General features: G+C 70.3%; 24 protein-coding genes. 12 read left to right on the top strand and 12 right to left on the bottom strand.

Annotated features, from left to right (window positions below; all coding sequences use genetic code 11):
- A complete protein-coding gene (locus OG444_RS27465; RefSeq protein WP_327264669.1) occupies nt 1-486 on the bottom strand; it encodes a M23 family metallopeptidase in 486 nt (161 codons plus the stop codon).
- Nucleotides 487-736: 250 nt separating this feature from the next.
- Here OG444_RS27465 and rpsB point away from each other — a divergent pair, with 250 nt between their 5' ends.
- The 9 genes from rpsB (at nt 737) to OG444_RS27510 (ending at nt 10574) form a co-directional block, all read left to right on the top strand.
- Entirely contained in the window at nt 737-1627 is an 891-nt protein-coding gene (rpsB, locus tag OG444_RS27470; RefSeq protein WP_327264670.1) for a 30S ribosomal protein S2, read from the top strand.
- Nucleotides 1628-1762: 135 nt separating this feature from the next.
- On the top strand, nt 1763-2599 hold the full coding sequence (gene tsf, locus OG444_RS27475) for a translation elongation factor Ts (protein ID WP_327264671.1): 837 nt from the start codon (nt 1763-1765) through the stop codon (nt 2597-2599).
- 162 nt (nt 2600-2761) lie between these two features.
- Entirely contained in the window at nt 2762-3541 is a 780-nt protein-coding gene (pyrH, locus tag OG444_RS27480; RefSeq protein ID WP_327264672.1) for a UMP kinase, read from the top strand.
- Between the two features lie 93 nt (nt 3542-3634).
- The gene (frr, locus tag OG444_RS27485) at nt 3635-4192 is read left to right on the top strand and encodes a ribosome recycling factor (RefSeq protein ID WP_030016386.1); all 558 of its coding nucleotides are present in this window, start codon (nt 3635-3637) and stop codon (nt 4190-4192) included.
- Complete coding sequence (locus tag OG444_RS27490) at nt 4192-5268, top strand: phosphatidate cytidylyltransferase (protein ID WP_327264673.1); 1077 nt, start codon at nt 4192-4194, stop codon at nt 5266-5268. Before frr ends, OG444_RS27490 begins: the two co-directional genes overlap by 1 nt.
- 93 nt (nt 5269-5361) lie before the next feature.
- Nucleotides 5362-6474 carry a 23S rRNA (adenine(2503)-C(2))-methyltransferase RlmN gene (rlmN, locus tag OG444_RS27495; RefSeq protein WP_073911009.1) on the top strand — a complete coding sequence of 371 codons (1113 nt, stop codon included), beginning with the start codon at nt 5362-5364 and terminating at the stop codon, nt 6472-6474.
- Between the two features lie 253 nt (nt 6475-6727).
- Nucleotides 6728-7825 (top strand): thiamine ABC transporter substrate-binding protein, encoded by a 1098-nt coding sequence (locus OG444_RS27500; RefSeq protein ID WP_327264674.1) that lies wholly within the window; start codon nt 6728-6730, stop codon nt 7823-7825.
- Between the two features lie 95 nt (nt 7826-7920).
- Nucleotides 7921-9537 carry an ABC transporter permease gene (locus OG444_RS27505; protein WP_327266954.1) on the top strand — a complete coding sequence of 539 codons (1617 nt, stop codon included), beginning with the start codon at nt 7921-7923 and terminating at the stop codon, nt 9535-9537.
- On the top strand, nt 9537-10574 hold the full coding sequence (locus OG444_RS27510) for an ABC transporter ATP-binding protein (protein WP_327264675.1): 1038 nt from the start codon (nt 9537-9539) through the stop codon (nt 10572-10574). Before OG444_RS27505 ends, OG444_RS27510 begins: the two co-directional genes overlap by 1 nt.
- On the opposite strand, the gene OG444_RS27515 is transcribed toward OG444_RS27510, so the two are convergent.
- The 10 genes from OG444_RS27515 to OG444_RS27560 form a co-directional block, all read right to left on the bottom strand.
- Nucleotides 10571-11815 (bottom strand): cytochrome P450, encoded by a 1245-nt coding sequence (locus tag OG444_RS27515; RefSeq protein ID WP_327264676.1) that lies wholly within the window; start codon nt 11813-11815, stop codon nt 10571-10573. The genes OG444_RS27510 and OG444_RS27515 overlap by 4 nt on opposite strands.
- 76 nt (nt 11816-11891) lie before the next feature.
- A complete protein-coding gene (locus tag OG444_RS27520) occupies nt 11892-13295 on the bottom strand; it encodes an NAD(P)/FAD-dependent oxidoreductase (RefSeq protein WP_327264677.1) in 1404 nt (467 codons plus the stop codon).
- Nucleotides 13292-13555, bottom strand: coding sequence for a ferredoxin (locus tag OG444_RS27525; RefSeq protein ID WP_327264678.1), 264 nt, complete (start codon nt 13553-13555; stop codon nt 13292-13294). The genes OG444_RS27520 and OG444_RS27525 overlap by 4 nt, the downstream gene beginning before the upstream one ends.
- A gap of 121 nt (nt 13556-13676) precedes the next feature.
- A complete protein-coding gene (locus tag OG444_RS27530) occupies nt 13677-14321 on the bottom strand; it encodes a hypothetical protein (protein WP_327264679.1) in 645 nt (214 codons plus the stop codon).
- A gap of 98 nt (nt 14322-14419) precedes the next feature.
- On the bottom strand, nt 14420-15325 hold the full coding sequence (locus tag OG444_RS27535) for a hypothetical protein (protein WP_327264680.1): 906 nt from the start codon (nt 15323-15325) through the stop codon (nt 14420-14422).
- A gap of 80 nt (nt 15326-15405) precedes the next feature.
- The gene (locus OG444_RS27540; RefSeq protein WP_327264681.1) at nt 15406-16497 is read right to left on the bottom strand and encodes an LOG family protein; all 1092 of its coding nucleotides are present in this window, start codon (nt 16495-16497) and stop codon (nt 15406-15408) included.
- 26 nt (nt 16498-16523) lie between these two features.
- Nucleotides 16524-17597 carry a hypothetical protein gene (locus OG444_RS27545; RefSeq protein WP_327264682.1) on the bottom strand — a complete coding sequence of 358 codons (1074 nt, stop codon included), beginning with the start codon at nt 17595-17597 and terminating at the stop codon, nt 16524-16526.
- Nucleotides 17579-18337: an ABC transporter ATP-binding protein gene (locus tag OG444_RS27550; protein ID WP_327264683.1), complete on the bottom strand. Its 759-nt coding sequence runs from the start codon at nt 18335-18337 to the stop codon at nt 17579-17581. The genes OG444_RS27545 and OG444_RS27550 overlap by 19 nt, the downstream gene beginning before the upstream one ends.
- Before the next feature lie 185 nt (nt 18338-18522).
- The gene (locus OG444_RS27555; RefSeq protein WP_327264684.1) at nt 18523-19902 is read right to left on the bottom strand and encodes an aspartate aminotransferase family protein; all 1380 of its coding nucleotides are present in this window, start codon (nt 19900-19902) and stop codon (nt 18523-18525) included.
- Complete coding sequence (locus OG444_RS27560; RefSeq protein WP_327264685.1) at nt 19887-20390, bottom strand: Lrp/AsnC family transcriptional regulator; 504 nt, start codon at nt 20388-20390, stop codon at nt 19887-19889. Before OG444_RS27560 ends, OG444_RS27555 begins: the two co-directional genes overlap by 16 nt.
- 168 nt (nt 20391-20558) lie before the next feature.
- On the opposite strand from OG444_RS27560, the gene OG444_RS27565 reads away from it, so the two are divergent.
- The 3 genes from OG444_RS27565 to OG444_RS27575 all read left to right on the top strand — a co-directional run bounded on the left by OG444_RS27565 (nt 20559) and on the right by OG444_RS27575 (nt 23810).
- Nucleotides 20559-21998, top strand: a complete 1440-nt coding sequence (locus OG444_RS27565) for a gamma-aminobutyraldehyde dehydrogenase (RefSeq protein WP_327264686.1) — start codon at nt 20559-20561, stop codon at nt 21996-21998.
- Nucleotides 21999-22090: 92 nt separating this feature from the next.
- Nucleotides 22091-23269 (top strand): polyamine ABC transporter substrate-binding protein, encoded by a 1179-nt coding sequence (locus tag OG444_RS27570; RefSeq protein WP_327264687.1) that lies wholly within the window; start codon nt 22091-22093, stop codon nt 23267-23269.
- Between the two features lie 76 nt (nt 23270-23345).
- Complete coding sequence (locus OG444_RS27575) at nt 23346-23810, top strand: hypothetical protein (RefSeq protein WP_327264689.1); 465 nt, start codon at nt 23346-23348, stop codon at nt 23808-23810.
- A gap of 17 nt (nt 23811-23827) precedes the next feature.
- On the opposite strand, the gene OG444_RS27580 is transcribed toward OG444_RS27575, so the two are convergent.
- Nucleotides 23828-25015: a serine hydrolase domain-containing protein gene (locus tag OG444_RS27580; protein WP_327264690.1), complete on the bottom strand. Its 1188-nt coding sequence runs from the start codon at nt 25013-25015 to the stop codon at nt 23828-23830.
- Between the last annotated feature and the right edge of the window lie 115 nt (nt 25016-25130).

Genomic DNA, 25130 nt, shown 5'->3' on the forward strand with positions numbered 1-25130 from the left:
TCAGCCGCCGGCGGGTTGTGATCCGGCGGGCAGGAGGCGCGGCGTCGGGCGCGGGAGGAGGGCCAGGGGGTTGAGGTAGGTCTCGCCCGCCAGCAGGCCCCAGTGCAGACACGGCTCCGGGCAGTGCGAGCCCTCCGTCAGGACCGCCACCACCTGGCCCGCCGTGACCGGCTCGCCCTCCACGACCAGCGGCCGCACCGGCTCGTAGGTCGTGCGCAGCCCGTTCGGCAGGGCGATGGAGAGCACCCCGCGGCCGGCGACCGGGCCAGCGTGGTGGACCCGGCCGGCCGCGACCGCCCGGAGCTCCGCGCCCACCGGGGCGGACAGGTCCACGCCGCGGTGCCCGGCTGCGTACGGCGTGGGCGGCGGGTCCCACCAGCGGGCCACCGTCAGTGGGCCGGGCAGCGGGCGGACCCCGGGAAGGGCCGGCTGGGACAGGGCCGGCTGGGACAGGGCCAGGAGCAGGCTGAGCAGCAAGGTCGTCATGGACCACAGCGTCCCGCGCCCGCCGGGACGGACGTGCGGGCCTGTGGACGACCGCGGCACTGTGGACAACGGCGTCACCCGGCATACCGCCGGGTCCCGTACACTTCTTGTGGCGATCCGGGTCACCGGGTCGACTTCGCACGCCCCGGCGCCAGGCTGAAACAGCCAGGTGACAGCGTCTCTCGGTCCCTCATGGGGGCAGGGCGCGGTGGGGCGTCAGGAACCAAACCGAGAAACCAAGGAGATGGCCATGGCCGTCGTCACGATGCGGGAGCTGCTGGAAAGCGGCGTCCACTTCGGTCACCAGACCCGCCGTTGGAACCCGAAGATGAAGCGCTTCATCTTCACGGAGCGCAACGGCATCTACATCATCGACCTGCTGCAGTCGCTGTCGTACATCGACCGCGCCTACGAGTTCGTGAAGGAGACCGTCGCGCACGGTGGCTCCATCATGTTCGTCGGTACCAAGAAGCAGGCCCAGGAGGCCATCGCCGAGCAGGCGACGCGCGTTGGTATGCCGTACGTCAACCAGCGGTGGCTGGGTGGCATGCTCACCAACTTCTCCACCGTCTACAAGCGCCTTCAGCGTCTGAAGGAGCTTGAGGCGATCGACTTCGAGGACGTCGCCGCCTCGGGTCTCACCAAGAAGGAGCTCCTGGTCCTCTCCCGCGAGAAGACCAAGCTGGAGAAGACCCTCGGTGGTATCCGCGAGATGTCGAAGGTTCCCAGCGCCGTCTGGATCGTCGACACCAAGAAGGAGCACATCGCCGTCGGTGAGGCGCGCAAGCTCCACATCCCGGTCGTCGCGATCCTCGACACCAACTGCGACCCCGACGAGGTCGACTACAAGATCCCGGGCAACGACGACGCGATCCGTTCCGTCACCCTGCTCACCCGCGTGATCGCCGACGCCGTCGCCGAGGGCCTCATCGCCCGCTCCGGCGCTGCGACCGGTGACTCGAAGCCGGGCGAGAAGGCCGCCGCCGAGCCGCTCGCCGAGTGGGAGCGCGACCTGCTCGAGGGCGACAAGAAGGCCGACGAGCCCGCCGAGGCCGCTCCGGCCGAGGCTGCTGCCGAGGCCCCGGCTGCCGAGGCCCCCGCCGCCGAGGCCGCTCCGGCCGCGGACGCCGAGCAGGCCTGACCCACTGAGAGCGCCCGGCGTTCACTCGCCGGGCACTCCCAGCACGGACGATGACGGCGGGGGAGCCGCGCCAAAAGCGCGGCGCCTCCGCCGTTCACCCGTAGATCTACGACTTCGAGAGAGAATCCCAGACTCATGGCGAACTACACCGCCGCTGACGTCAAGAAGCTCCGCGAGCTCACCGGCGTCGGCATGATGGACTGCAAGAACGCGCTGGTCGAGTCCGACGGCGACGTCGACAAGGCCATCGAGGCCCTCCGCATCAAGGGTCAGAAGGGCGTCGCCAAGCGCGAGGGCCGTTCTGCCGAGAACGGTGCCGTCGCCTCCCTCATCTCCGACGACAACACCTCCGGTGTCCTCGTCGAGCTGAAGTGCGAGACGGACTTCGTCGCCAAGGGTGACAAGTTCCAGGCCGTCACCAACGAGATCGCCGCGCACATCGCCGCGACCTCCCCGGCCGACATCGAGGCGCTGCTCGCGTCCGAGATCGCGCCCGGCAAGACCGTCCAGGCGTTCGTGGACGAGGCCAACGCCAACCTCGGCGAGAAGATCGTCCTGGACCGCTTCGCGCAGTTCACCGGCGGTTACGTCTCGGCGTACATGCACCGCACCATGCCCGACCTGCCGTTCCAGATCGGCGTCCTGGTCGAGCTGGACAAGGAGAACGCCGAGGTCGCCCGCGGCATCGCGCAGCACATCGCCGCGTTCTCCCCGCAGTGGCTGTCCGCCGAGGACGTCCCGGCCGAGAAGGTCGAGTCCGAGCGTCGTGTGGCCGAAGAGGTCACCCGCGCCGAGGGCAAGCCCGAGGCCGCGATCGCGAAGATCGTCGAGGGTCGCGTCAACGGCTTCTTCAAGGAGAACACCCTCCTTGGCCAGGCCTACGCGCTGGACAACAAGAAGTCCGTCCAGAAGGTTCTGGACGAGGCCGGTGTCACCCTGGTGCGCTTCTCGCGCATCAAGGTCGGCATCTGAGTCCGTCCGTACGCGACGGACACCGGACCCCGGTAGGGTCTGAGGCAGTCGTCCGCGCTCGCGCGAGGCGACCGCAGATCTGACGAGGAGGCCATTGCCGTAGAGGGAACCGCAAGGACCCACCGGCAATGGCCTTCTTCGTATGTGCACGAGGAGATCTCCATGAATCAGGGCGTGGACCCCCACACCGCATCCGACGACAAGAGCGACCAGGACGAGAAGGGCCGCCGCTTCATGCTGAAGCTGTCGGGCGAGGCCTTCTCCGGTGGCGGAGGACTGGGCGTCGACCCCGACGTCGTCCACGCCATCGCGCGTGAGATCGCCGCGGTGGTCCGCGACGGCGCGGAGATCGCCGTCGTGATCGGCGGCGGCAACTTCTTCCGCGGCGCCGAACTCCAGCAGCGCGGCATGGACCGGGCCCGGTCCGACTACATGGGCATGCTCGGTACCGTCATGAACTGCCTCGCACTCCAGGACTTCCTGGAGAAGGAGGGCATCGACTCCCGCGTGCAGACCGCCATCACCATGGGCCAGGTCGCGGAGCCGTACATCCCGCTGCGTGCCGTGCGGCACCTGGAGAAGGGCCGCGTCGTCATCTTCGGCGCCGGCATGGGCATGCCCTACTTCTCCACCGACACCACGGCCGCCCAGCGCGCCCTGGAGATCGACGCCGAGGCCCTGCTCATGGGCAAGAACGGCGTCGACGGGGTCTACGACTCCGACCCGAAGAAGAACCCGGACGCGGTGAAGTTCGACGCGCTGGAGTACAGCGAGGTCCTCTCACGCGACCTCAAGGTCGCCGATGCCACCGCGATCACGCTCTGCCGCGACAACAAGCTGCCGATCCTCGTGTTCGAGCTGCTCGCCGAGGGCAATATCGCCCGGGCCGTCAAGGGTGAGAAGATCGGCACGCTCGTGAGCGACCAGGAAACCCGGGTCTGAGCCGTCCGCTGCCGGACCGAGCGGGCCCGGACCGGGCCCGCCAGACCCGCCCGCCCGCCTGAACCATCCATATCTGACATGCAGGAGCACGTGGTGACCGAAGAGATCCTCCTCGAGGCCGAGGAGAAGATGGAAAAGGCCGTCGTCGTCGCCAAGGAAGACTTCGCCGCGATTCGCACCGGCCGTGCGCACCCGGCGATGTTCAACAAGATCGTGGCGGAGTACTACGGCGCCATCACGCCCATCAACCAGCTCGCCTCCTTCTCGGTGCCCGAGCCGCGCATGGCGATCGTGACCCCGTTCGACAAGAGCGCCCTGCGCAACATCGAGCAGGCCATCCGCGACTCCGACCTCGGTGTCAACCCGAGCAACGACGGCAGCATCATCCGGGTGACCTTCCCCGAGCTGACGCAGGACCGCCGCAAGGAGTACATCAAGGTCGCGCGCACCAAGGCCGAGGACTCGAAGATCTCGCTGCGCGCCGTCCGCCGCAAGGCCAAGGACGCCCTTGACAAGCTGGTCAAGGACAAGGAGGCCGGCGAGGACGAGGTGCGCCGCGCGGAGAAGGAGCTCGACGACACCACCGCGAAGTACGTCGCGCAGGTGGACGAGCTCCTCAAGCACAAGGAAGCCGAGCTCCTCGAAGTCTGATGAACGACACTTCCTGGCAGCCGGAGCCGGTTCCGGCGGGTCCCGCATACGATGCGCAGGTGGGCCCGCACACTCGGCCCATGCCCATCGTGCCCGATGCCGCCGGCCGTGACTTCGACGACCGGGAAGCACGCGATCGGGGGGTCGTCGCCGACGGCGGCCCCCTCTTCCGCGCCGATACGCCGCCGCAGGAGCCCATGCCCAGCCCCCCGCCTCCGCATGCCCAGCAGCCGCAGGACTCCTCGCCCCCGCCGCAGAAGAAGCGCGCCGGGCGGGACCTGCGTGCGGCCATAGGGGTAGGCGTCGGTCTCGGCGCGGTGATCTTCGCCTCGCTGCTGTTCGTCAAGGCCGTCTTCGTCGGCGTCATCGTCGTCGCGGTCGTCGTCGGCCTGTGGGAGCTCACCTCCCGGCTGCAGGAGAAGAAGGGCATCAAGGCCCCGCTCGTCCCGCTCGCGGTCGGCGGCGCCGCCATGGTCATCGCCGGATACGTCCGGGGGGCCGAGGGCGCCTGGGTCGCCATGGCCCTGACCGTGCTGGCGGTCCTGGTGTGGCGGATGACCGAACCGCCCGAGGACTACCTCAAGGACGTCACGGCGGGCGCCTTCGCGGCCTTCTACGTCCCCTTCCTGGCCACCTTCGTCGCGATGCTGCTCACCGCCGACGACGGTCCCCAGCGCGTGATCACCTTCCTGCTCCTGACGGTGGTCAGTGACACAGGGGCCTACGCGGTCGGCTGGCGCTTCGGCAAGACCAAGCTCGCGCCGCGCATCAGCCCCGGCAAGACCCGCGAAGGACTGTTCGGCGCGGTGGCCTTCGCCATGGCGGCCGGCGCGCTGTGCATGGAGTTCCTGATCGACGGCGGCGCCTGGTGGCAGGGCCTGCTGCTCGGCCTCGCGGTCGCGGTCAGCGCGACCCTGGGCGACCTGGGCGAGTCGATGATCAAGAGGGACCTCGGCATCAAGGACATGGGCACCCTGCTGCCGGGACACGGCGGCATCATGGACCGCCTCGACTCCCTGCTCCCGACGGCCCCCGTGGTGTGGCTGCTGCTGGCGGCCTTCGTAGGCACCGGCTGACCTGCGAAAAGGCGTCGCAGGACGCCGGGCGGTTACTCTTGGAAGGCGCGCTGCTTCTGCGGCGCGCCTTTCGTCTTACAAGGAGTACCTGCCATGGCCCGCCCCGTTCCGGGAGAGCTCACCTTCGTCGCCCCTCGCGGGGCCAAGAAGCCGCCCCGGCACCTCGCCGACATGACCCCGGCCGAGCGCCGTGAGGCGGTCGCCGCGATCGGCGAGAAGCCGTTCCGGGCCAAGCAGCTCTCCCAGCACTACTTCGCGCGGTACGCGCACGACCCGGCCGAGTGGACCGACATCCCGGCGGGCTCGCGGGAGAAGCTCCAGCAGGAGCTGCTGCCGGACCTGATGAACGTCATCCGGCACATCTCGTGCGACGACGACACCACCCGCAAGACCCTGTGGAAGCTGCACGACGGCACGCTCGTCGAGTCCGTGCTCATGCGCTACCCCGACCGGGTCACCATGTGCATCTCCTCGCAGGCCGGCTGCGGCATGAACTGCCCGTTCTGCGCGACCGGCCAGGCGGGCCTCGACCGCAACCTCTCCACCGCCGAGATCGTGCACCAGATCGTCGACGGCATGCGCGCGCTGCGCGACGGCGAGGTCCCCGGCGGCCCGGCGCGGCTGTCGAACATCGTCTTCATGGGCATGGGCGAGCCGCTGGCCAACTACAACCGCGTGGTGGGCGCCATCCGCCGGCTCACCGACCCGGAGCCCGACGGCCTGGGCCTGTCGCAGCGCGGTATCACCGTCTCCACCGTCGGTCTGGTTCCGGCCATGCTGCGCTTCGCCGACGAGGGCTTCAAGTGCCGTCTGGCCGTCTCGCTGCACGCGCCCGACGACGAGCTGCGCGACACCCTCGTCCCGGTCAACACCCGCTGGAACGTCCGCGAGGTGCTCGGTGCGGCCTGGGAGTACGCCGAGAAGTCCGGCCGCCGGATCTCGATCGAGTACGCCCTGATCCGCGACATCAACGACCAGGCCTGGCGCGGTGACCTCCTGGGCAAGCTGCTCAAGGGCAAGCGCGTGCACGTCAACCTGATCCCGCTGAACCCGACGCCGGGCTCCAAGTGGACCGCCTCGCGGCCGGAGGACGAGAAGGCCTTCGTGGAGGCCATCGCCCGGCACGGCGTGCCCGTGACCGTACGGGACACCCGCGGCCAGGAGATCGACGGCGCGTGCGGCCAGCTGGCCGCCTCGGAGCGCTAGATTCCGCTTCTGTTCGACGCGATTCGGCCACGGGGTACCCTGTGGCCGAACCAATTTCATATTCCGACAGGGGAGCGCCACAGCGCTGAGAGTGCGGTATCCGTCATCCGCAGACCCTCTGAACCTCGCCCCGGTCATTCGGGGTAGGAAGTTCGGTCACCACTCTTGCTGTTGCGCCCTGCCCGGCGTCCGCTCGCGAAGAGCGCCGGTCGGGGCCGCGTCTTCTCCTGGACATCCCAGGAGGAATTCACCAATGAGCACCACCAAGAAGATCGCGGGTGCCGCGCTCGCGGCCGCGCTCGGCGTCACCACGCTCAGCGCATGCGGCGGCGACGCCAAGGACAAGACCGCGGGCGCGAGCGACGCCCCGAAGTCCACAACCGTCACGCTGGTCTCCCACGACTCCTTCAACGTGACCGACGCGGTCCTCAAGGAGTTCGAGCAGCAGAGCGGCTACACCGTCAAGACGCTGAAGGCCGGGGACGCGGGCGCCGCGCTCAACCAGGAGATCCTCACCAAGGGCTCCCCGCGCGGTGACGTCTTCTTCGGCGTGGACAACACCCTCCTCTCGCGCGCCCTCGACAACGGCATCTTCACGCCGTACGAGGCCAAGGGCCTCGCCGGGGTGAAGCCCGAGTACGTGCTCGACAAGGAGCACCGGGTCACCCCGATCGACTCCGGTGACATCTGCGTCAACTACGACAAGGCCTACTTCGCCGAGAAGAAGATCGCCCCGCCGCAGACGCTGGACGACCTGGTCAAGCCGGAGTACAAGAACCTGCTGGTCACCGAGAACGCCGCGACCTCCTCGCCCGGCCTCGGCTTCCTGCTCGCCTCCGTCGGCAAGTACGGCGAGGAGGGCTGGAAGGACTACTGGAGCAAGCTGAAGGCCAACGGCGTCGAGGTCGTCGACGGCTGGGAGCAGGCCTACAACGAGCGCTTCTCCGGCTCCGCCGGCGGCAAGAAGGCCAAGGGCGACCGCCCGCTGGTCGTCTCCTACGCCTCCAGCCCTCCGGTCGAGGTGCTGTACGGCGAGCCGCAGCCGGCCGAGGCCCCCACGGGCGTCTCCACCGGCACCTGCTTCCGGCAGATCGAGTTCGCGGGCCTGCTCAAGGGCGCCAAGAACGAGGAGGGCGGCAAGGCCCTCGTGGACTTCCTGATCAGCAAGAAGTTCCAGGAGGACATGCCTCTCCAGATGTTCGTGAACCCCGTGACGAAGGACGCCGCCCTGCCGGAGCTGTTCACCAAGCACGGTGTGGTGATCGAGAAGCCCGAGAACGTGGCTCCCGAGACCATCGCCAAGAACCGTGAGCAGTGGGTCAAGGCATGGACCTCGCTCGTCGTGAAGTAGGCGGTACCAAGGAGCCGGGCGCGGCGTCGGGGGGCGCCGCGCCGGGCCCCGGCCCCCGCGAGGGGGCGCGGGCGACCGCCGTGCGGCTCGCCCTGATGGCCGTGCCGCTCGCGTTCTTCGGGCTGTTCTTCGCCTATCCGGTCGTCGCGATCGTCGGGCGCGGGCTCAAGACCGACGAGGGGTGGCAGTTCGGCCGGTTCGCCGAGGTGCTGGCCCGGCCCGACATCGCCGACGTGCTGTGGTTCACCACCTGGCAGGCGCTCGCCTCCACCGTGCTCACCCTGCTGATCGCGCTGCCGGCCGCCTACGTCTTCGCGCGCTTCGAGTTCCCCGGCAAACAACTGCTGCGGGCCGTGGTGACGGTTCCCTTCGTGCTGCCGACCGTGGTGGTCGGCACCGCCTTCCTCGCCCTGCTGGGGCGCGGCGGGCTCACCGACGAACTGCTCGGCGTCCGGCTCGACACCACCGTCTGGGCGATCCTGCTCGCGCACGTCTTCTTCAACTACGCCGTGGTCGTCCGCACGGTCGGCGGGCTGTGGGCCCAGCTCGATCCGCGCCAGGAGGAGGCCGCCCGGGTGCTGGGAGCCGGGCGGTTCACCGCCTGGCGGCGGGTGACCCTGCCCGCGCTGGCCCCTGCGGTGGCGGCCGCTTCGCTGATGGTGTTCCTGTTCACCTTCAGCTCCTTCGGCGTCGTCCTGATCCTCGGCGGGCCGTCGTACTCCACCCTGGAGGTGGAGGTCTACCGGCAGACCGCGCAGCTCCTGGACCTGCCGACGGCCGCCGTCCTGACGATGGTGCAGTTCGCCGCGATCGGCGGGATCCTCGCCGTGCACGCCCGGACCGTGCGCAAGCGCGAAACCGCGTTGCGGCTGGTGGACCCGGGCCGCACCACGCACCGGCCGCGCGGCTGGGCCCAGCGCACGCTGCTGGGCGGGGTGCTGCTGACCGTCGCGCTGCTGATCGTGCTGCCGCTGGGCGTACTGGTGGAGCGGTCCTTCGACGCCCCCGGCGGCTACGGTCTCGGCTACTACCGGGCCCTGCAGGACGCGGGCGCCGGCGGCGGGACCTTCCTGGTGGCGCCGCTGGAGGCGATCTGGAACTCCCTGCAGTACGCGCTCGCCGCCACCGCGATCGCGCTGGTCATCGGGGGACTCGCGGCCGCGGCCCTGACCCGGCGCGGAGGCCGCTTCGTACGCGGCTTCGACGCGCTCTTGATGCTCCCGCTCGGAGTGTCCGCCGTGACGGTGGGCTTCGGCTTCCTGATCACCCTGGACGAGCCGCCGCTCGACCTGCGGACCTCGTGGATCCTGGTGCCGCTGGCCCAGGCGCTGGTGGGCGTGCCCTTCGTCGTACGGACCATGCTGCCGGTGCTGCGCGCCGTGGACGGCCGGCTGCGGGAGGCAGCGGCGGTGCTCGGCGCCTCGCCGCTGCGGGCCTGGCGGGAGGTGGACCTGCCGCTGGTGCGGCGGGCGCTGCTGATCGCGGCCGGGTTCGCCTTCGCGGTGTCGCTGGGGGAGTTCGGCGCGACCGTGTTCATCGCGCGGGCGGACCGGCCGACGCTGCCGGTGGCCGTGGCGCGGCTGCTGGGGCGGGCCGGGGAGCTGAACTACGGCCAGGCGATGGCGCTGAGCACGATTCTGATGCTGGTGTGCGCGGTGTCCCTGCTGCTGCTGGAGCGACTGCGGCCCGACAAGACCTCCGGAGAGTTCTGATGACACTGCTTCAGCTGGAAGGGGTGTCGGTCCGCTTCGGTGAGCGCGCGGCCCAGTACGCCCTCGACCGCGTGGACCTCGCGGTCACCGAGCACGAGGTCGTGTGTGTCCTCGGCCCGAGCGGAAGCGGCAAGTCCACGCTGCTGCGGGTCGTCGCCGGGCTCCAGCAGGTGTCCGGGGGCCGGGTGCTGCTGGGCGGGGCCGACCAGGCCGGTGTACCCGTGCACCGACGGGGCGTGGGCCTGATGTTCCAGGACCACCAGCTCTTCCCGCACCGCGACGTCGGCGCGAACGTCTCCTTCGGCCTGCGGATGCGGGGCACCGGGCGCGCCTCGTGCGCGGACCGGGTCACGCAGCTGCTGGACCTGGTCGGGCTGCCCGGTGCCCAGGGCCGGGCGGTGGCCTCCCTGTCGGGGGGCGAGCAGCAGCGGGTGGCGCTGGCCCGGGCGCTGGCGCCGTCGCCGCGGCTGCTGATGCTGGACGAACCGCTGGGGCAACTGGACCGCGGGCTGCGGGAGCGGCTCGTGGTGGAGCTGAGGGGTCTGTTCTCCCGCCTGGGCACGACCGTACTGGCCGTCACGCACGACCAGGGCGAGGCCTTCGCCCTGGCCGACCGGGTGGTGGTGATGCGGGACGGCCGGATCGCGCAGGCCGGCACCCCGCTGGAGGTGTGGCAGCGGCCCGCGTCGGAATTCGTGGCCCGCTTCCTCGGCTTCGAGAACGTGGTCCCGGCCGTGGTCTCGGGCACGGAGGCCGCCACCGCATGGGGCGGCGTCCCGGTACCGGCCGGATCCCCCGAAGGGGAGCAGCGGCTGCTGATCCGCCCGGCGGGGGTCGTGCTCTGCGCGGCGGGCCTGCGGTGCGAGGTGGTGTCCCGCACCTTCCGCGGCACGCACGTCGCGCTGCAGCTGCGGCCGGAGGCGGGACCGCTGCTGGAGGCCGAGTGCGAGCTGGCGGGGGCGCCGGCCGTGGGGGACCGGGTCGCGGTGACCTTCACCCCCGCCGAGGTGGTCGTACTTCCGCAGGACACGCCCTAGGGACGGATGCCGTCGCAGGCGATCTGCAGGTGGCGCGGGCCGCGCAGGACCGCGTTCTGGCGGTAGGGCGGCGGGTCCTCCAGCAGCCGCGGGTTCTCCAGCCGCCGGGCCAGCTCGCTCAGCGCCAGCTGGGCCTCCTGCCGGGCCAGCGGCGCCCCGAAGCAGCTGTGGATCCCGCTGCCGAGGCCGAGGTGCTGGATGTCCTTGCGGTCGGGGTCGAAGCGGTCGGGGTCCTCGAAGCGCTTCGGGTCGCGGTTCCCGGAGGCCAGCATCAGCCACAGGGAAGCGCCCTTGGGGATGGTGACACCGGCGACCTCGATGTCGGAGAGGGTGGTGCGCTGGGGCAGCAGCTGCACGGGCGGCTCGTACCGCAGGAGTTCCTCGACGATCGGGACCGCCAGGTCCGGGTCGTCGCGCAGCCGCCCGAGGGCCTCCGGGTGGCGCAGCAGGGTCAGCATGCCGTTGGTGATGAGGTTGACCGTGGTCTCGTGGCCCGCGATCAGCAGCAGCGCGGAGGTGCTGAGCGCCTCCATGGTGGTCATCGCACCGTCCGGGCCGTCCGCCGTCGCCAGCTGGGACAGCATGTCGTCGCCCGGCTTCTTGCGGCGCTCCTCGATCAGCCCGGCCAGGTACATGCCCAGTTCCATCCGGGCGTCCATGGAGCCCTTCCCGTGCTGCGTGGGGTCCGCGTCCGGGTCGGGGTCCAGGCTGGCGGCCAGGGTCTCCGCCCACACGTGGAAACGGGGCTCGTCCTCGCGGGGGATGCCGAGGAGTCGGCAGATGACGGTGACCGGGAAGGGGTACGCGAACTGGTCGACGAGGTCGATCCGGTCCAGCCGGCCCGTCTCCACGATGCCGTCGATGAGCCCGGAGACGAGGCCGCCGAGTTCGTCCCGCATGTCGTGCACCCGGTGCGGGGCGTGCGGCGGTCCGAACGGCCGGTTCGTCATCCGCCGCAGCCGGTCGTGGTCGGGCGGGTCGAGCTTGAGGAAGGAGGGCGGCAGGGTCGTCCCCTCCTCCTCGTCCTGGCCCAGCGGATCGTCCCCGGTGGCCTTGAGGTTCTTGGCGTCGGAGCTGATCCGCGGGTCGTGCAGAAGGCTGTGGATCTCGTAGTACGTGCTGATGACGTACGGTCCGTCCCCGTCGTGGGACACCGGAGTCTTGCGCAGTTCCTCGTACAGCGGGTACGGATTCGCGCGGTTCGCGTAGTCGATGATCTCCCGCAGCAGGGCTTGTGTCATGACAGGTCCTCGTGATCCTCGTGATCCTCGGGGGACGGCGCGGTGCCGCGCGGCCGGTGGTGCGCGGGGGCGAAGGTCATCTTCCGGGGGTGAAGGTCATCTTCCGGTCGGCCGGCGAATAGCCGCTCAGCGTGATGGTCGGCCCGTGGGTGGGGACCGAGGGGTCCGGGAAGTCGGCCGGCAGCGGCTTGATCCCGTCGGACCTGCGGTCCACCGTCGAGAACGGCGGCGGGAACGGCTCGGTGCCCTCGATCTGCTGCTCGTAGAACGGCAGCCACCGGCAGTTGTCGAAGGTGACGGCGGCGATCGTCCGCCCCTGGTAGCCGTACACGGCCGCGAAGCGGCGCTCGGCGAGCGAGCCCTGGGTGATGAGGATCTCGGTGCCCATCGGAGGTACCCCGACCGACTTGATGTTCACACCGAACTGCGAGGACCAGAACGCCGGAACCCACAGGTGGGGGCGGCGGTCGGCACTCTCGCTGAGCATGTTGTGCGCGGCGGTGTCCGCCTGGGCGACCGCGTTGCCCCAGTGCTCCAGCGACAGGAACTGGTAGCCGAACAGGGCGTGCGGGGAGCGGGCCACGTCACCCGCCACGTAGATGTCATCGGTGACGATGCCCCGCACGTCGAAGGCCCGGCAGCCCGCGTCGCAGGCGATGCCCCGCGGGCCCGCGCCCAGCCCGGAACCGGCGAGCCACTCGGTGTTGCGCTGCGCGCCCAGCGAGACGACCACGACGTCCGCCTCCACGGTGGAACCGTCGGAGAGGTGGGCGGCGCGGACCCGCCCGGAGGGGTCGCCCTCCAGTGAGGTCACCATGACACCGGTGCGCAGGTCGACGCCGTGCTCCCGGTGCATCTCGGCCGCCACCTCGCCGATGACCCCTCCCAGCGCACCGACCAGCGGCGCCGCGCCCCGTTCGGCGACGGTGACGTCCAGGCCGCGCTCCCGGCAGGCGGAGGCGATCTCCGACCCGGTGAACCCGGCGCCGATGACCAGGACCCGGCGGGGACCGGCGGCCAGCGCCCGTTGCAGCCCTTCGCCGTCGTCGCGGGTGCGCAGCACGAAGACACCCTGGAGGGCGCCTTCCTCGGCGTTGGGCCAGGGCCGGGCGCGCACTCCGGTGGCGATGAGCAGCCGGTCGTACTCGACCTCGTCGCCGTTGCCGAGCCGGACCCGGCGGCCGGCCATGTCCAGGCCCGTGGCCGGGACACCCAGGCGCCAGTCGGCGTCGATCGCCCGGCGGCGGGGGAGCGCCGTGCGGTCGGCGACCGCGTTGCCCAGCAGGACCTGCTTGGACAGCGGGGGCCGGTCGTACGGCTCGTACGGCTCGTCGCCGATCATCGTGAGCGAACCGGCGAAGCCCTTCTCGCGCATGGTCTCGGCGGCTCGCAGACCGGCCAGCGAAGCGCCGACGACGACGATGCGGCCCTCGCGCTTGAGGTGCTCCAGGGATCCGTCGCGTGTTCCTGCACCGCTCACCGTGCGCCTCCGGAACGAGGTCCGGATCCGGCCACGGCGTCCGGGGCGGCCATGTGCGCCATGTCCTCGTCCGTGATCTCCAGGAGGATGGCCTGGACGGGACAGGCGGCCACGGCACGCAGGACGTTCTCGCGCTGCTCGGGATCGGCGTCCGGGTTGTACAGGAGCGACTCGTCGCCGTGCATGGCGAAGACGTCGGGAGCGAGGAATGCGCACTGGGCGTATCCCTGGCAGCGGTTGAGGTCGACGACAAGCCTCATGACGGTTCCGCCTTTCCCTCGGCCGTTCATCCCCGTCGCCCCCGGACCCCCCCTGTCCGCCCCTTCCCACCAGAATGCACGCGGCGCCCACAGGCCGCCTGCCGGAGTAAGGATCCCCAGGTCAGGGCGGGTCGGTGCGGTCCGGAGGGGTGCGCCTGGCGGTGCCGCGGCGGACCCGCAGGATGTACAGGCTGAGGACCAGCGCCCAGGCCGGGAACAGCAGCTCGGACCAGGGCACGCCGGAACCGATGACGAGCAGGAGCAGGCCGACGACGGTGCCCAGCATGGCCAGCGGCCGCGGGAAGACGCCGAGCATCCGCCCGATGGTCGAGGTCGCGAGGACGAAGACGGCCGCCATGCGCATCGCGTACGTCGCGAGGAGGGTGTAGGCGTAGTGGCGGCCGAAGTCGGAGGGCGTGCCCTCGGCCAGCACCGTGCCGGCCGCCGCGGCAGCGGCGAACAGGGTGGCCACGAAGACGAATCCGCTGCCGAGGAACACGGTGGCGATGAACCTGTCCTCGGCATCACCCGTGTGGGTGCGCAGGGCGCCCATGAACCAGAGGAAGAAGATGCCCGCGAAGGGCACGATCTCCAGCGCCGCCTGGACGGCCCAGCGCCGGTCCGGGTCGATGGGCACGTCGGCCGCGTCGCCCGACGGGATGGCGATCCGCATCAGGACGATCGCCGCCGCGAGCAGCAGGGCGAAGGCGACCCCGGCCATGCCGGCCGCGCGCGGAGTGTCGAGCCGATCGGTCGTGGGCGTCATGGACCCTCACTCTCTCCCCCGGTCCAGCAAGCGACAGCCGCTGCGGCGCCACCACCGGGGGCGGCCGACCGGGTGAGGGCACCCGGCCGGCCGGAGGGTCAGCCGACCGGCTGCGGCACTGGGTCCCCGGCCTCCTCCTCGGCCCCCTCGTGCTTGCCGTACCAGGCCACGGCCACCGCTCCGGCGACGGCCAGGACGAAGCCGAGGACCGCCAGCCAGGCGAGGCCGGGGCGGGAGGCGTCGCCCAGCCACAGGACGCCGATCGCGCCCGGGAGGACCGTCTCGCCGACGACCAGGGCCGCCGTGGCGCCGTTCACGGAGCCGATCTGCAGGGCGACCGTGTGCAGGTACATGCCGCCGATGCCCGCCACCAGGATCGCGTAGAGGGCCGGGTCGGTCAGGAAGGTGCCCAGGTCGAACGGGTCCACGCCGTTCAGGATCCGGACGCCGACGCCGAGCGCGCCGAAGCCCAGGCCCGACAGCAGGCCCGCCAGGATCGCGGCGCCGCCGCCCATCAGGCGCACGACCACCGTGCCGCCCACCATCAGCACCAGGGTGATCCCCAGCAGCCACCAGTGCGTCGACATCGGCGCGTGGTGGCCGCCCTCGTGGCCCGCGGCCGTCGCCAGCAGCACGAGCGCGGCGCAGACCACACCGATCGAGGTCCATTCCTTGCGGCTCAGCCGGATGCCCAGCATCTTCACGCTCAGCACGGCCGTGATCACCAGGTTGGCGCTGATCACCGTCTGGGACAGGAAGAGGGGAAGGAGGCGGGCGGCCAGGGCCCCCAGCCCGAAGCCCACGAAGTCCAGGATCGTGCCGACGATGAATTCCCAGGTCATCGCCGCCTTTGCGGTGGACGACAGATTGGGGCCGCCGTGGGCGGTCACCCCGGCGGCGGTGGGGGACATCCGTGCGGCGCGGCGCGATCCGACGGCTTGCAGCACGGATCCCGTGCCGTAGCAGATGGACGCCGCGACAGCGGTCAGCAGGCCTATGAGCACCAAGGGCTCCGTTCACGTCTGGCAGGTTTTGCGGTACCTCTACCAGACGTGAGAACGGGCCGGGTAGTTGCTTCCGTGGCTCAGCTCATTGAGGCGAGAACGTCCGGGACCTCGTCCACGGAGTCGACGAGAGCGATCCGGGACTCCATCGCGCGGCCGCGCGCCAGGGCCTGGAGCAGCGGCCAGGCCGGCAGGTGTTCGGTCCAGTGGGTGCGGCCGACCAGGATCATCGGCACCGGCTCGCCCCGGGACTCGTAGTAGTTCGGCGTCCCGCTGTCGAATATTTCCTGGACCGTGCCCGCCGCGCCCGGCAGGAAGACCACGCCCGCGGTGGAGCGGGCCAGCAGCCCGTCCTCACGGGTGGCGTTCGCGAAGTACTTCGCGATGTGCCCGGCGAAGGCGTTCGGCGGCTCGTGCCCGTAGAACCAGGTCGGGATGCCCACCGAGTCCCCGCCGGCGGGGAAGCGCTCGCGCACGGCGAAGGCCGCGCGCGCCCACTCGGACACCGACGGCGTGAAGGAAGGGGCCTTGGCCAGCAGCTCCAGGGCCTCCGCGAGGGCGTCGTCCGGGGCCGGGGCCAGGTAGGCGCCCAGGTTGGCGGCCTCCATCGCGCCGGGGCCGCCGCCGGTGGCCACCGTCAGCCCGGACCGGGTCAGCGCCCGGCCGAGCTCCGCCGCACCGCGGTAGTCCGTACCGCCGCGGGCCAGGGCGTGGCCGCCCATCACGCCCACGACCGGGACGCCGGCGAGGTGCTCGTCGAGGGCGTCGGAGACGGCGTCGTCGTGGATGGAGCGGAGCATCGAGGAGAAGACGTCGCCGTCGGACTTCGTCTCCTGGAACCAGGCGTACGCCTCGGCGTCCGGGGTGACCTCGTACCCGTCGCGCAGCCCGGTGAAGAGCTCCTCCGGCGTGTAGAGCAGGCCCCGGTACGGGTTGAACGGCAGGTCCGGTACGGGCGGGAAGACCAGCGCGCCGTCGGCGCGGACCTTCACCGCCGCATCGGGCTCCATCGCGCAGCCCAGGAACACGGCCGTCGAGGTGTCGGCCGCCAGCAGCGCGAAGGTGCGCTCCAGCAGGTTGACCGACTGGATCCGGTAGCCGCTGAGCGAGCCGCGTGCCGCGACCCGGTCGAATTCGGCGAGCGTCTCGATCTCGATGTCTGGGTTGACCATTCGGCCCACCCTAAGGGCTGCTCGGCTCAGCGGGTCAGTGCCAGTGACGTCAGCTGCGCCACACCCCAGCACAGGGGTACGCACACTGCGAGGAGCGCGGTGGCCCGCAGACTCGCGGCGCTGCGAAGGACGTTGGAGGGGGCGCCGAGGTCGAGCAGGGCCGTGCGTCCGGGTTCCCGGCTCCGGCGGGCCTCCACCACCGATGTGAGAAGGGTCGCGGCGGCGCACAGGGTCACCAGGGCGGCGGCCGGCCCGGTCAGCGGGCCCAGCGGTACGGGCAGCCCGCCCCGGTCACGCAGGGCGAGGGCGGTCAGTCCCCCTGCGGTCACCGAGCACAGCACCCCGAGCGAGGGGCCGATCCGGGAGGCTTCCTGCTGGAGGATCCGCCCGGCCAGCAGCCGCAGTGCGCCGGGGCGCACGGCCTGGACCAGGCTCCCGCAGGCGTAGGCGAGCCCCGGTCCGGCGAGGGCGAGCCCGATCGCGGTCAGCGACCAGCCGACGAGCATCCCGGAGCCGCTGCGGCCCGCGTAGGCCAGGGCCGCCAGGCCGCAGGCGGTCAGCGCGATGCCCCAGGGCAGTCCGCTCTGCGGGGCCAGCGGCGGGTGCGGGCGCAGCGCGAGGGCGGTGGCGGCCGAAGCGGTCACCGGGATCAGGCACAGCAGGGTGAGGGCGCCCGCCACCGGCACAGGCTGGTCGGCGTGGAGCAGTTTCGCCCCGGCCCCGTCGAACGGCAGCCCGGCCAGCTCCCCGCGCAGGTGGAGGAAGACGGCCAGGGCCAGGGCGCTGCCCAGGGCGCAGGCGACGGCGGTGGAGATGGCGGCGGCGAGCATGAGCCGTACGGGGCCCAGTCCCGCGGCGTCCATTCCCTCGCGGGGCTGGGTCGCGGGGTCGGCCCGGGCCACGACGACGGCGAAGTGGACGGTGACGGCCAGCGGGATCAGGGCCCACAGCAGGCGAGGGAACGATCCGGCAGGCTGGGCCACGGCCCCGGCGAGTACGTAGAGCAGCAGGAAGCCGGTGCCGGCCGAGGCGGCGGCGACGAGGAGCCGCCGCAGCTGGACGAGCGGCCGGGAACCGCGGGCTAGGCGGAGAGCGAGCACGCGGCCTGGTCCTCCGTGGTGTCGGCGACGGGGGAGGCGGCGGCCGCGGCCCCCGCGAGGCGGCCGTCGAGCAGCGCGATCCGGCGGTCCGCGACGGCGGCGGTGGCCTCGTCGTGGGTGGCCAGCAGGACGGTGATGTCGTGGGAGCGGGCCGCGGTGGTCAGCGTACGGAGCAGCAGGGCCCGCTCGGTCCGGTGCAGCGGGGCCGTGGGCTCGTCGGCGAAGATCACCGCGGGCTCGTTGACCAGGGCACGGGCCAGGGCGACCCGCTGGCACTCGGCGCGGCTGAGGGCCCCGGGGCGCTTGCGGGCGAAGCCACCGATGTCGAGGCGGTCCAGCCATTCGCAGGCGGCGTTGCGGGCGCTGCGGTGGGAGGCCCCGGCGAGCAGCAGCGGCAGCGCCGCGTTCTCCCAGACCTTCAGCTCGGGCAGCAGCTGGGGCTCGTGGCCGATCCAGCCGAACCGGTCGCGGCGCAGGCGTTCGCGGATGAGCGTGCCCATGGTGTGAACGGGGACGCTGTTGAACCAGACCTCGCCCTGCTGGGGCCGCAGCTGCCCGGACAGGCAGCGGAGCAGGGTGGTCTTGCCGCTTCCGCGGGGGCCGGTAAGGGCGAGGATCTCGCCCTGGCGGACTCCGACGGAGACCTCGACGAGGGCGGGGGCCCCGTCGTGGGAGTAGTGAAGGGACCGAGCCCACAGGACGTCATTGTCAGGCGGGGCATTGTCCGGTGGAGCCACCATGGCGTACACCTCCGTCCGAGGGAACGAAGCGGAGCCGCTCGAAGTCACTGGCGCCGCAATGAGATGTAAAGAGATGAACCTCTTGGATGGTGACAGCACACGGCCCGGACCCCCGCGTTCTCACTCGAACGGAGGATCCGGGCCGTGCGGTTGGACTGTCGCGGCTCGGACGATCTACGGTCCGGCTACAGCTTGGTCCATGCCTCGGTGAGCACCGAGCGCAGGATGCCTTCGATCTCGTCGAAGGTGCCCTGGTCCGCGATCAGCGGCGGCGCGAGCTGGATGACCGGGTCACCGCGGTCGTCGGCCCGGCAGTACAGGCCGTTCTCGAAGAGCGCCTTGGAGAGGAAGCCGTAGAGCACGCGCTCCGTCTCCTCGTCCGTGAAGGACTCCTTGGTGCTCTTGTCCTTGACGAGCTCGATGCCGTAGAAGAAGCCGTTGCCGCGGACGTCGCCGACGATGGGCAGGTCGTGCAGCTTCTTCAGGGTCGAGAAGAAGGCGTCCTCGTGGTCCAGCACGTGCTGGTTGAGGCCTTCCTTGTCGAAGATGTCGAGGTTGGCCAGCGCCACCGCCGAGGAGACCGGGTGGCCGCCGAAGGTGTAGCCGTGCAGGAAGGTGTTGTCGCCCTTGTAGAAGGGCTCCGCGAGGCGGTCGGAGATGATGCAGGCGCCGATCGGGGAGTAGCCCGAGGTCATGCCCTTGGCGCAGGTGATCATGTCCGGCACGTAGTCGAACTTGTCGCAGGCGAACATCGTGCCGAGGCGGCCGAACGCGCAGATCGTCTCGTCGGAGACGAGCAGGACGTCGTACTCGTCGCAGATCTCGCGGACCCGCTGGAAGTACCCGGGCGGCGGCGGGAAGCAGCCGCCGGCGTTCTGCACCGGCTCCAGGAAGACGGCGGCGACGGTGTCGGCGCCCTCGAAGAGGATCTCCTGCTCGATCTGGTCGGCGCACCAGCGGCCGTAGGCCTCGGGGTCGTCGCCGTAGATCGGGGCACGGTAGATGTTGGTGTTCGGCACCTTGTGCGCACCGGGTACCAGCGGCTCGAAGGGGGCCTTCAGGGCCGGCAGGCCGGTGATCGACAGGGCGCCCTGCGGGGTGCCGTGGTAGGCGACCGCACGCGAGATGACCTTGTACTTGGTGTGCTTGCCCTGGAGCTTGAAGTACTGCTTCGCGAGCTTCCAGGCGGTCTCGACGGCCTCGCCGCCACCCGTGGTGAAGAAGACCTTGTTCAGGTCACCGGGGGCGTAGTGGGCGAGGCGCTCGGCGAGCTCGACGGCCTTGGGGTGCGCGTACGACCAGATGGGGAAGAACGCGAGTTCCTGAGCCTGCTTGTAAGCGACCTCGGCCAGCTCCTTGCGGCCGTGACCGGCGTTGACCACGAACAGGCCGGCGAGACCGTCGAGGTAGCGCTTGCCCTTGTCGTCCCAGATGTAGGTGCCCTCGCCCCGGACGATGGTGGGGACGGGGGAGTTCTCGTAGGACGACATGCGGGTGAAGTGCATCCACAGGTGGTCGTACGCGGTCTTGGAGAGGTCCTGGCTCACGGTTATCGGGTTCCCCACATGTAGGTCTGCTTCTTCAGCTTCAGGTAAACGAAGCTTTCGGTTGATCGCACGCCGGGGAGCGTGCGGATCTTCTTGTTGATCGTTTCGAGCAGATGGTCGTCGTCCTCGCAGACGATCTCCACCATCAGGTCGAACGAACCTGCGGTCATGACCACGTACTCGCACTCGGCCATGGCGGTCAGCGCATCGGCCACCGGGTCGAGGTCGCCCTCGACGTTGATGCCGACCATGGCCTGGCGTCGCAGGCCCACGGTGAGCGGGTCTGTGACGGCGACGATCTGCATGACGCCCTGGTCGAGCAGCTTCTGCACCCGCTGGCGCACCGCCGCTTCGGAAAGGCCCACGGCCTTGCCGATCGAGGCGTAGGGACGGCGACCGTCCTCCTGCAGTTGCTCGATGATCGCCAGGGACACAGCATCGACCGAAGGGGACGGTTGTCTGTTCCTGGAATCTGCGCTTCGACTGACCACGGCCTCACTCTGCACGAGGGTCGTCTGTTCCGCAAGGTGGAATCAATGAAATCCGTTGTTTGGCGACTCGGATCTCACTGATTTCGTAGTTGGTGGCCTCCGGGTCTGTCGAAAGCCTCCGCCAAGAGGCTAGGCTTGGCTTTTGTCTCAATCGTTGGACATGTGATCAGGAGTGTGGCTGTAGTGACCACCGAACTGCGTCGTCTGCGCAACTACATCGGCGGGGAGTTCAAGTACGCCGCTGACGGGCGGACCACCGAGGTGGTCAACCCGGCCACCGGCGAGGCGTACGCCACCGCCCCGCTCTCGGGCCAGGCCGATGTCGACGCCGCCATGGCCGCCGCCGCGGCCGCCTTCCCGGGCTGGCGCGACACCACCCCCGCGGAGCGCCAGAAGGCACTGCTGAAGATCGCGGACGCCTTCGAGGCGCGCGCGGACGAGCTCGTCGCCGCCGAGTCGGAGAACACCGGCAAGCCGCTGGGCCTCACGGCCAGCGAGGAGCTGCCGCCGATGGTGGACCAGATCCGCTTCTTCGCGGGTGCCGCGCGACTCCTGGAGGGCCGCTCGGCCGGCGAGTACATGGAGGGGATGACCTCGATCATCCGCCGTGAGCCGGTCGGCGTCTGTGCCCAGGTCGCGCCGTGGAACTACCCGATGATGATGGCCGTGTGGAAGTTCGCCCCGGCCATCGCGGCGGGCAACACCGTCGTGCTCAAGCCCTCGGACACCACCCCGGCCTCCACCGTGCTGATGGCGGAGATCATCGACTCGGTGCTGCCCAAGGGCGTCTTCAACGTCATCTGCGGTGACCGCGAGACCGGCAAGGCCATGGTCGAGCACTCCACCCCGGCGATGGCCTCCATCACCGGCTCGGTGCGCGCGGGCATGCAGGTCGCCGAGAGCGCCTCCAAGGACGTCAAGCGCGTCCACCTGGAGCTCGGCGGCAAGGCCCCGGTCGTGGTCTTCGAGGACGCCGACATCGCCAAGGCCGTCGAGGACATCGCGGTCGCCGGCTACTTCAACGCCGGCCAGGACTGCACCGCCGCCACCCGCGTGCTCGTGCACGAGTCGATCCACGACGAGTTCGTGTCCGCGCTCGCCAAGGCGGCCGCGGACACCAAGACCGGTCAGCCGGACGACGAGGACGTGCTGTACGGCCCGCTGAACAACCCGAACCAGCTCAAGCAGGTCGCGGGCTTCATCGAGCGCCTCCCCGCCCACGCCAAGGTCGAGGCGGGCGGCCACCAGGTTGGCGAGAAGGGCTACTTCTACGCCCCGACCGTGGTCTCCGGCCTCAAGCAGGACGACGAGATCATCCAGAACGAGGTCTTCGGCCCCGTCATCACCGTCCAGTCCTTCGCGAGCGAGGGTCAGGCCCTGGAGTACGCGAACGGCGTCGAGTTCGCCCTCGCCTCCTCGGTGTGGACCAAGGATCACGGCCGCGCGATGCGGATGTCCAAGAACCTCGACTTCGGCTGCGTGTGGATCAACACCCACATCCCGCTCGTCGCCGAGATGCCGCACGGCGGCTTCAAGAAGTCCGGCTACGGCAAGGACCTCTCCGCCTACGGCTTCGAGGACTACACGCGCATCAAGCACGTGATGACCTCCCTCGACGGCTGATCGGCCGCATCGATCACAGCACAGCGTTGACGGGGCGGGCAGTAGACAACATGTCTATTGCCCGCCCCCTCGCGTTCGCCGAGGCTGAGCCCATGCCTGAACTCGCCTTCTCCCGCCGTTCTGCGCTGTACGGCCTCGGTGCCGCGGGCCTGACGGCCGCCCTCGCCGGCTGCGGCGTGCCCGCCGCCTACGTTCCCGAGGAGGGACGCGGGGGTCCGGACCGTTCCGAGCGCGACCGCAGCGTCGTCTTCTCCAACTGGCCGCTCTACATCGACACCGACGAGGAGGACGAGGAGCGCCGCCCGACGCTGGAGGCCTTCTCGGAGCAGACCGGCATCGAGGTCCGGTACACCGAGGAGATCAACGACAACGACGAGTTCTTCGGCAAGGTCAGCCCGGCCCTGATGAACCGCCAGGAGACCGGCCACGACCTGATCGTGGTCAGCGACTGGATGGCCGCCCGCTTCGTCCACCTGGGCTGGGCCCAGAAGCTGGACCGGTCGGCGCAGCCCAACGTGACCCGCCACCTCGACCCGCAGCTGCGTTCCCCCGCCTTCGACGCGGGCCGGCTGCACACCGTCCCCTGGCAGTCGGGGATCACCGGGATCGCCTACAACCGCAAGGCCCTGGGCCGGGAGATCAAGTCGGTGAAGGACCTGTGGCAGCCGGACCTGGCGGGCAAGGTCACCCTTTTCTCCGGCCTCGACGAGTCCTTCGCCCTGCTCATGCAGGGCAACGGTGTGGATGTCACCCGCTGGACCGAGTCCGACTTCCACCGGATGTGCGACCAGGTCGAGAACATGGTGAAGAAGAAGCACATCCGCCGCTTCACCGGCAACGACTACACCTCCGATCTGAGCAAGGGGGATGTCCTGGCCTGTCAGGCCTACTCCGGTGACGCCATCCAGCTCCAGGCCGACAACCCGGACATCGAGTTCGTCGTCCCGGAGGAAGGGGCCGAACTCTGGGCGGAGAGCCTGCTCGTCCCCAACCTGGCCCGGCACAAGGCCAACGCCGAGGCCCTCATCGACCACTACTACGCCCCGGAGGTCGCCGCCTCGCTCGCGGCCTCCGTCAACTACGTCTGCCCCGTCCCAGCCGCCCGCGAGGTCCTGGCCGCCTCCGACGACCGGGAGACCGCCGAACTGGCCGAGAACCCGCTGATCTTCCCGGACGAGGACATGCGCAAGAGGCTGGTCGTGGCGCGGGACATCTCCTCGGCCGAACGCCGCTCCCTCGCCAAGCGCTGGAACGCGATCGTCGGGCTCTGACCAGCAGCCGGAGCCGAACTGAACACGTTCAGCAATCTGGCTGAACGTGTTCAGAAATAGGCGTAGGCTTCCTTCCATGAGCGAGAGAAGCGCCCTTCAGCGGCGGATCCGTGCCTGGTTGACCCTGTTCCTGATGTGCCTGGTGCTCAGCGGCCTCACGGCCTTCCCACTCGTCAGCGAGCTCCGCTGGGCCAATGCCCTGATCGACAACGAGTGGTTGCGACGCGTGGGCGACGGGCTGAACCAGGCCGACGCGGAGTACCCCTTCCTGCTCTACGGCACGGACTGGCTCGCCTTCGCCCACCTCGTCATCGCCGTCTTCTTCTACGGGGTCCACCGCGACCCGGTCCGCAACATCTGGATCATCGAAGCCGGGATGATCGCATGCGCCGGAGTGATACCCCTGGCCCTGATATGCGGCCCGATCCGCGGGATCCCCTTCTGGTGGAGCGTCATAGACATGTCGTTCGGCGTCTTCGGAGTGATACCCCTGCTGGTGCTCCACCGCATGATCAAGCGCCTTGAGGCGATGCCCGCCTAGTGCTGTGACCGCACTGGCTACTTGGCGAAGGCGGCCATCACGATGCCGAGCGCCACCGGGTTCGTGTCCTCTCCCTTCGCGTTGGTCGAGTTGACCGAGTAGACCAGCGTGCGGGAGAGGTCGCGCGTCGCGCCTATCGCGGTGTTGTAGCCATGCCGGCCACCCGTCTTGCCCCACGCCACCGTGCCGTCCGGCAGCACGAGCCTGGCCAGACCTGCCGTCAGCGTCGCATCCTTCCCGTTGACGAAGTTCTTCACCGCGGGCACCGTGAACATCTCCTCCAGCTGTGCCCTCGGCACGATCCGGCCGCTGAACAGGGCCACGGTGAACCGCTCCAGATCAGCCGTGGTGGAGATGATGTCTCCCGCCGCCCACCGGTCCGACGAGTTCCACTCGGTCACATCGCGCAGCTCGCGCGACCCGTCCGCCTTCGGTATCGCCTGGTAGCCCCGGTTGTGCGGTCCGTGGATCCTCGTCTGGGTCCGCTCGGGGAAGGAGGTCTGACGCAGACCCAGCGGCCGGAGGATCCGGCGGGCGACCGCCTCCTCGTACGGAATGCCCGTCACCTTCTCGATGAGCACCCCCAGCACCGTGTAGTTGATGTTCAGGTAGTGCTGGGCCGAGCCCGGGGTGAACTCGGGCTTCTTCGCGAAGGCGTCGGCCAGCTGATCGTGCGGGTCGGTCACATCGAAGCGGTGCTCCCACTGCGCCTCGAACGAGTCCCCCGGACCGTCCGCGGCCGGTATGCCGCTGGTGTAGTTGAGCAACTGCCGGACCGTGACCGTGCCGTAGGCGTCGGGGACCGTCCCGGGCAGGTACCGCCGGACCGGCCGGTCCAGGTCCACCCGGCCCTCGGCCGCCAGCTGGAGCACCACGGCGGAGGTGAAGGCCTTGGTCACCGATCCGGCCCGGAACCGCCCCTGCTCGACGGCTTCCCGCTCGGTGACGACGTCCGCGACACCGGAACTGCCGTGCCAGCCACCGCTTGTACCGCCCACCCGGACCAGCGCGGCCGTCGCGTCCCTGTGCTCCGCGCCGAGGCCGGCGATCGCCCGCTCCAGAGCCGCCGTGTTCGGCGGGGCCGAGACGACCCGCGTGGCGGCGCCCACCGGGCCGGGAGCCGGAGCAGCGTGGGCGACGACCGGTCCCGAAGCGATACCCAGGACCAGGGCGGTGGCGATCAGCATGCGCGTACGAGTGTTCATGGCGAAATCCCCCGTGAGTTCACCGGGCCACCGTGGCCCGATGACTCAATGCTCCTGCTCACAGGGGTAGTTGCGGATCACCAGCGAGAGGGGTCTTCACCGGTACGACAACTCA

Source organism: Streptomyces sp. NBC_01232, assembly GCF_035989885.1.
GTDB lineage: Bacteria > Actinomycetota > Actinomycetes > Streptomycetales > Streptomycetaceae > Streptomyces.

Coding starts and splice junctions, on each gene's coding strand:
- OG444_RS27465 (WP_327264669.1), bottom strand. CDS start 486: ATGACGACCTTGCTGCTCAGCCTGCTCCTGGCCCTGTCCCAGCCGGCC.
- OG444_RS27580 (WP_327264690.1), bottom strand. CDS start 25,015: ATGAACACTCGTACGCGCATGCTGATCGCCACCGCCCTGGTCCTGGGT.
- rlmN (WP_073911009.1), top strand. CDS start 5,362: ATGGCCCGCCCCGTTCCGGGAGAGCTCACCTTCGTCGCCCCTCGCGGG.
- OG444_RS27575 (WP_327264689.1), top strand. CDS start 23,346: ATGAGCGAGAGAAGCGCCCTTCAGCGGCGGATCCGTGCCTGGTTGACC.
- OG444_RS27490 (WP_327264673.1), top strand. CDS start 4,192: ATGAACGACACTTCCTGGCAGCCGGAGCCGGTTCCGGCGGGTCCCGCA.
- OG444_RS27505 (WP_327266954.1), top strand. CDS start 7,921: ATGGCCGTGCCGCTCGCGTTCTTCGGGCTGTTCTTCGCCTATCCGGTC.
- OG444_RS27500 (WP_327264674.1), top strand. CDS start 6,728: ATGAGCACCACCAAGAAGATCGCGGGTGCCGCGCTCGCGGCCGCGCTC.
- OG444_RS27525 (WP_327264678.1), bottom strand. CDS start 13,555: ATGAGGCTTGTCGTCGACCTCAACCGCTGCCAGGGATACGCCCAGTGC.
- OG444_RS27510 (WP_327264675.1), top strand. CDS start 9,537: ATGACACTGCTTCAGCTGGAAGGGGTGTCGGTCCGCTTCGGTGAGCGC.
- tsf (WP_327264671.1), top strand. CDS start 1,763: ATGGCGAACTACACCGCCGCTGACGTCAAGAAGCTCCGCGAGCTCACC.
- OG444_RS27540 (WP_327264681.1), bottom strand. CDS start 16,497: ATGGTCAACCCAGACATCGAGATCGAGACGCTCGCCGAATTCGACCGG.
- OG444_RS27515 (WP_327264676.1), bottom strand. CDS start 11,815: ATGACACAAGCCCTGCTGCGGGAGATCATCGACTACGCGAACCGCGCG.
- OG444_RS27530 (WP_327264679.1), bottom strand. CDS start 14,321: ATGACGCCCACGACCGATCGGCTCGACACTCCGCGCGCGGCCGGCATG.
- pyrH (WP_327264672.1), top strand. CDS start 2,762: ATGAATCAGGGCGTGGACCCCCACACCGCATCCGACGACAAGAGCGAC.
- OG444_RS27550 (WP_327264683.1), bottom strand. CDS start 18,337: ATGGTGGCTCCACCGGACAATGCCCCGCCTGACAATGACGTCCTGTGG.
- rpsB (WP_327264670.1), top strand. CDS start 737: ATGGCCGTCGTCACGATGCGGGAGCTGCTGGAAAGCGGCGTCCACTTC.
- OG444_RS27570 (WP_327264687.1), top strand. CDS start 22,091: ATGCCTGAACTCGCCTTCTCCCGCCGTTCTGCGCTGTACGGCCTCGGT.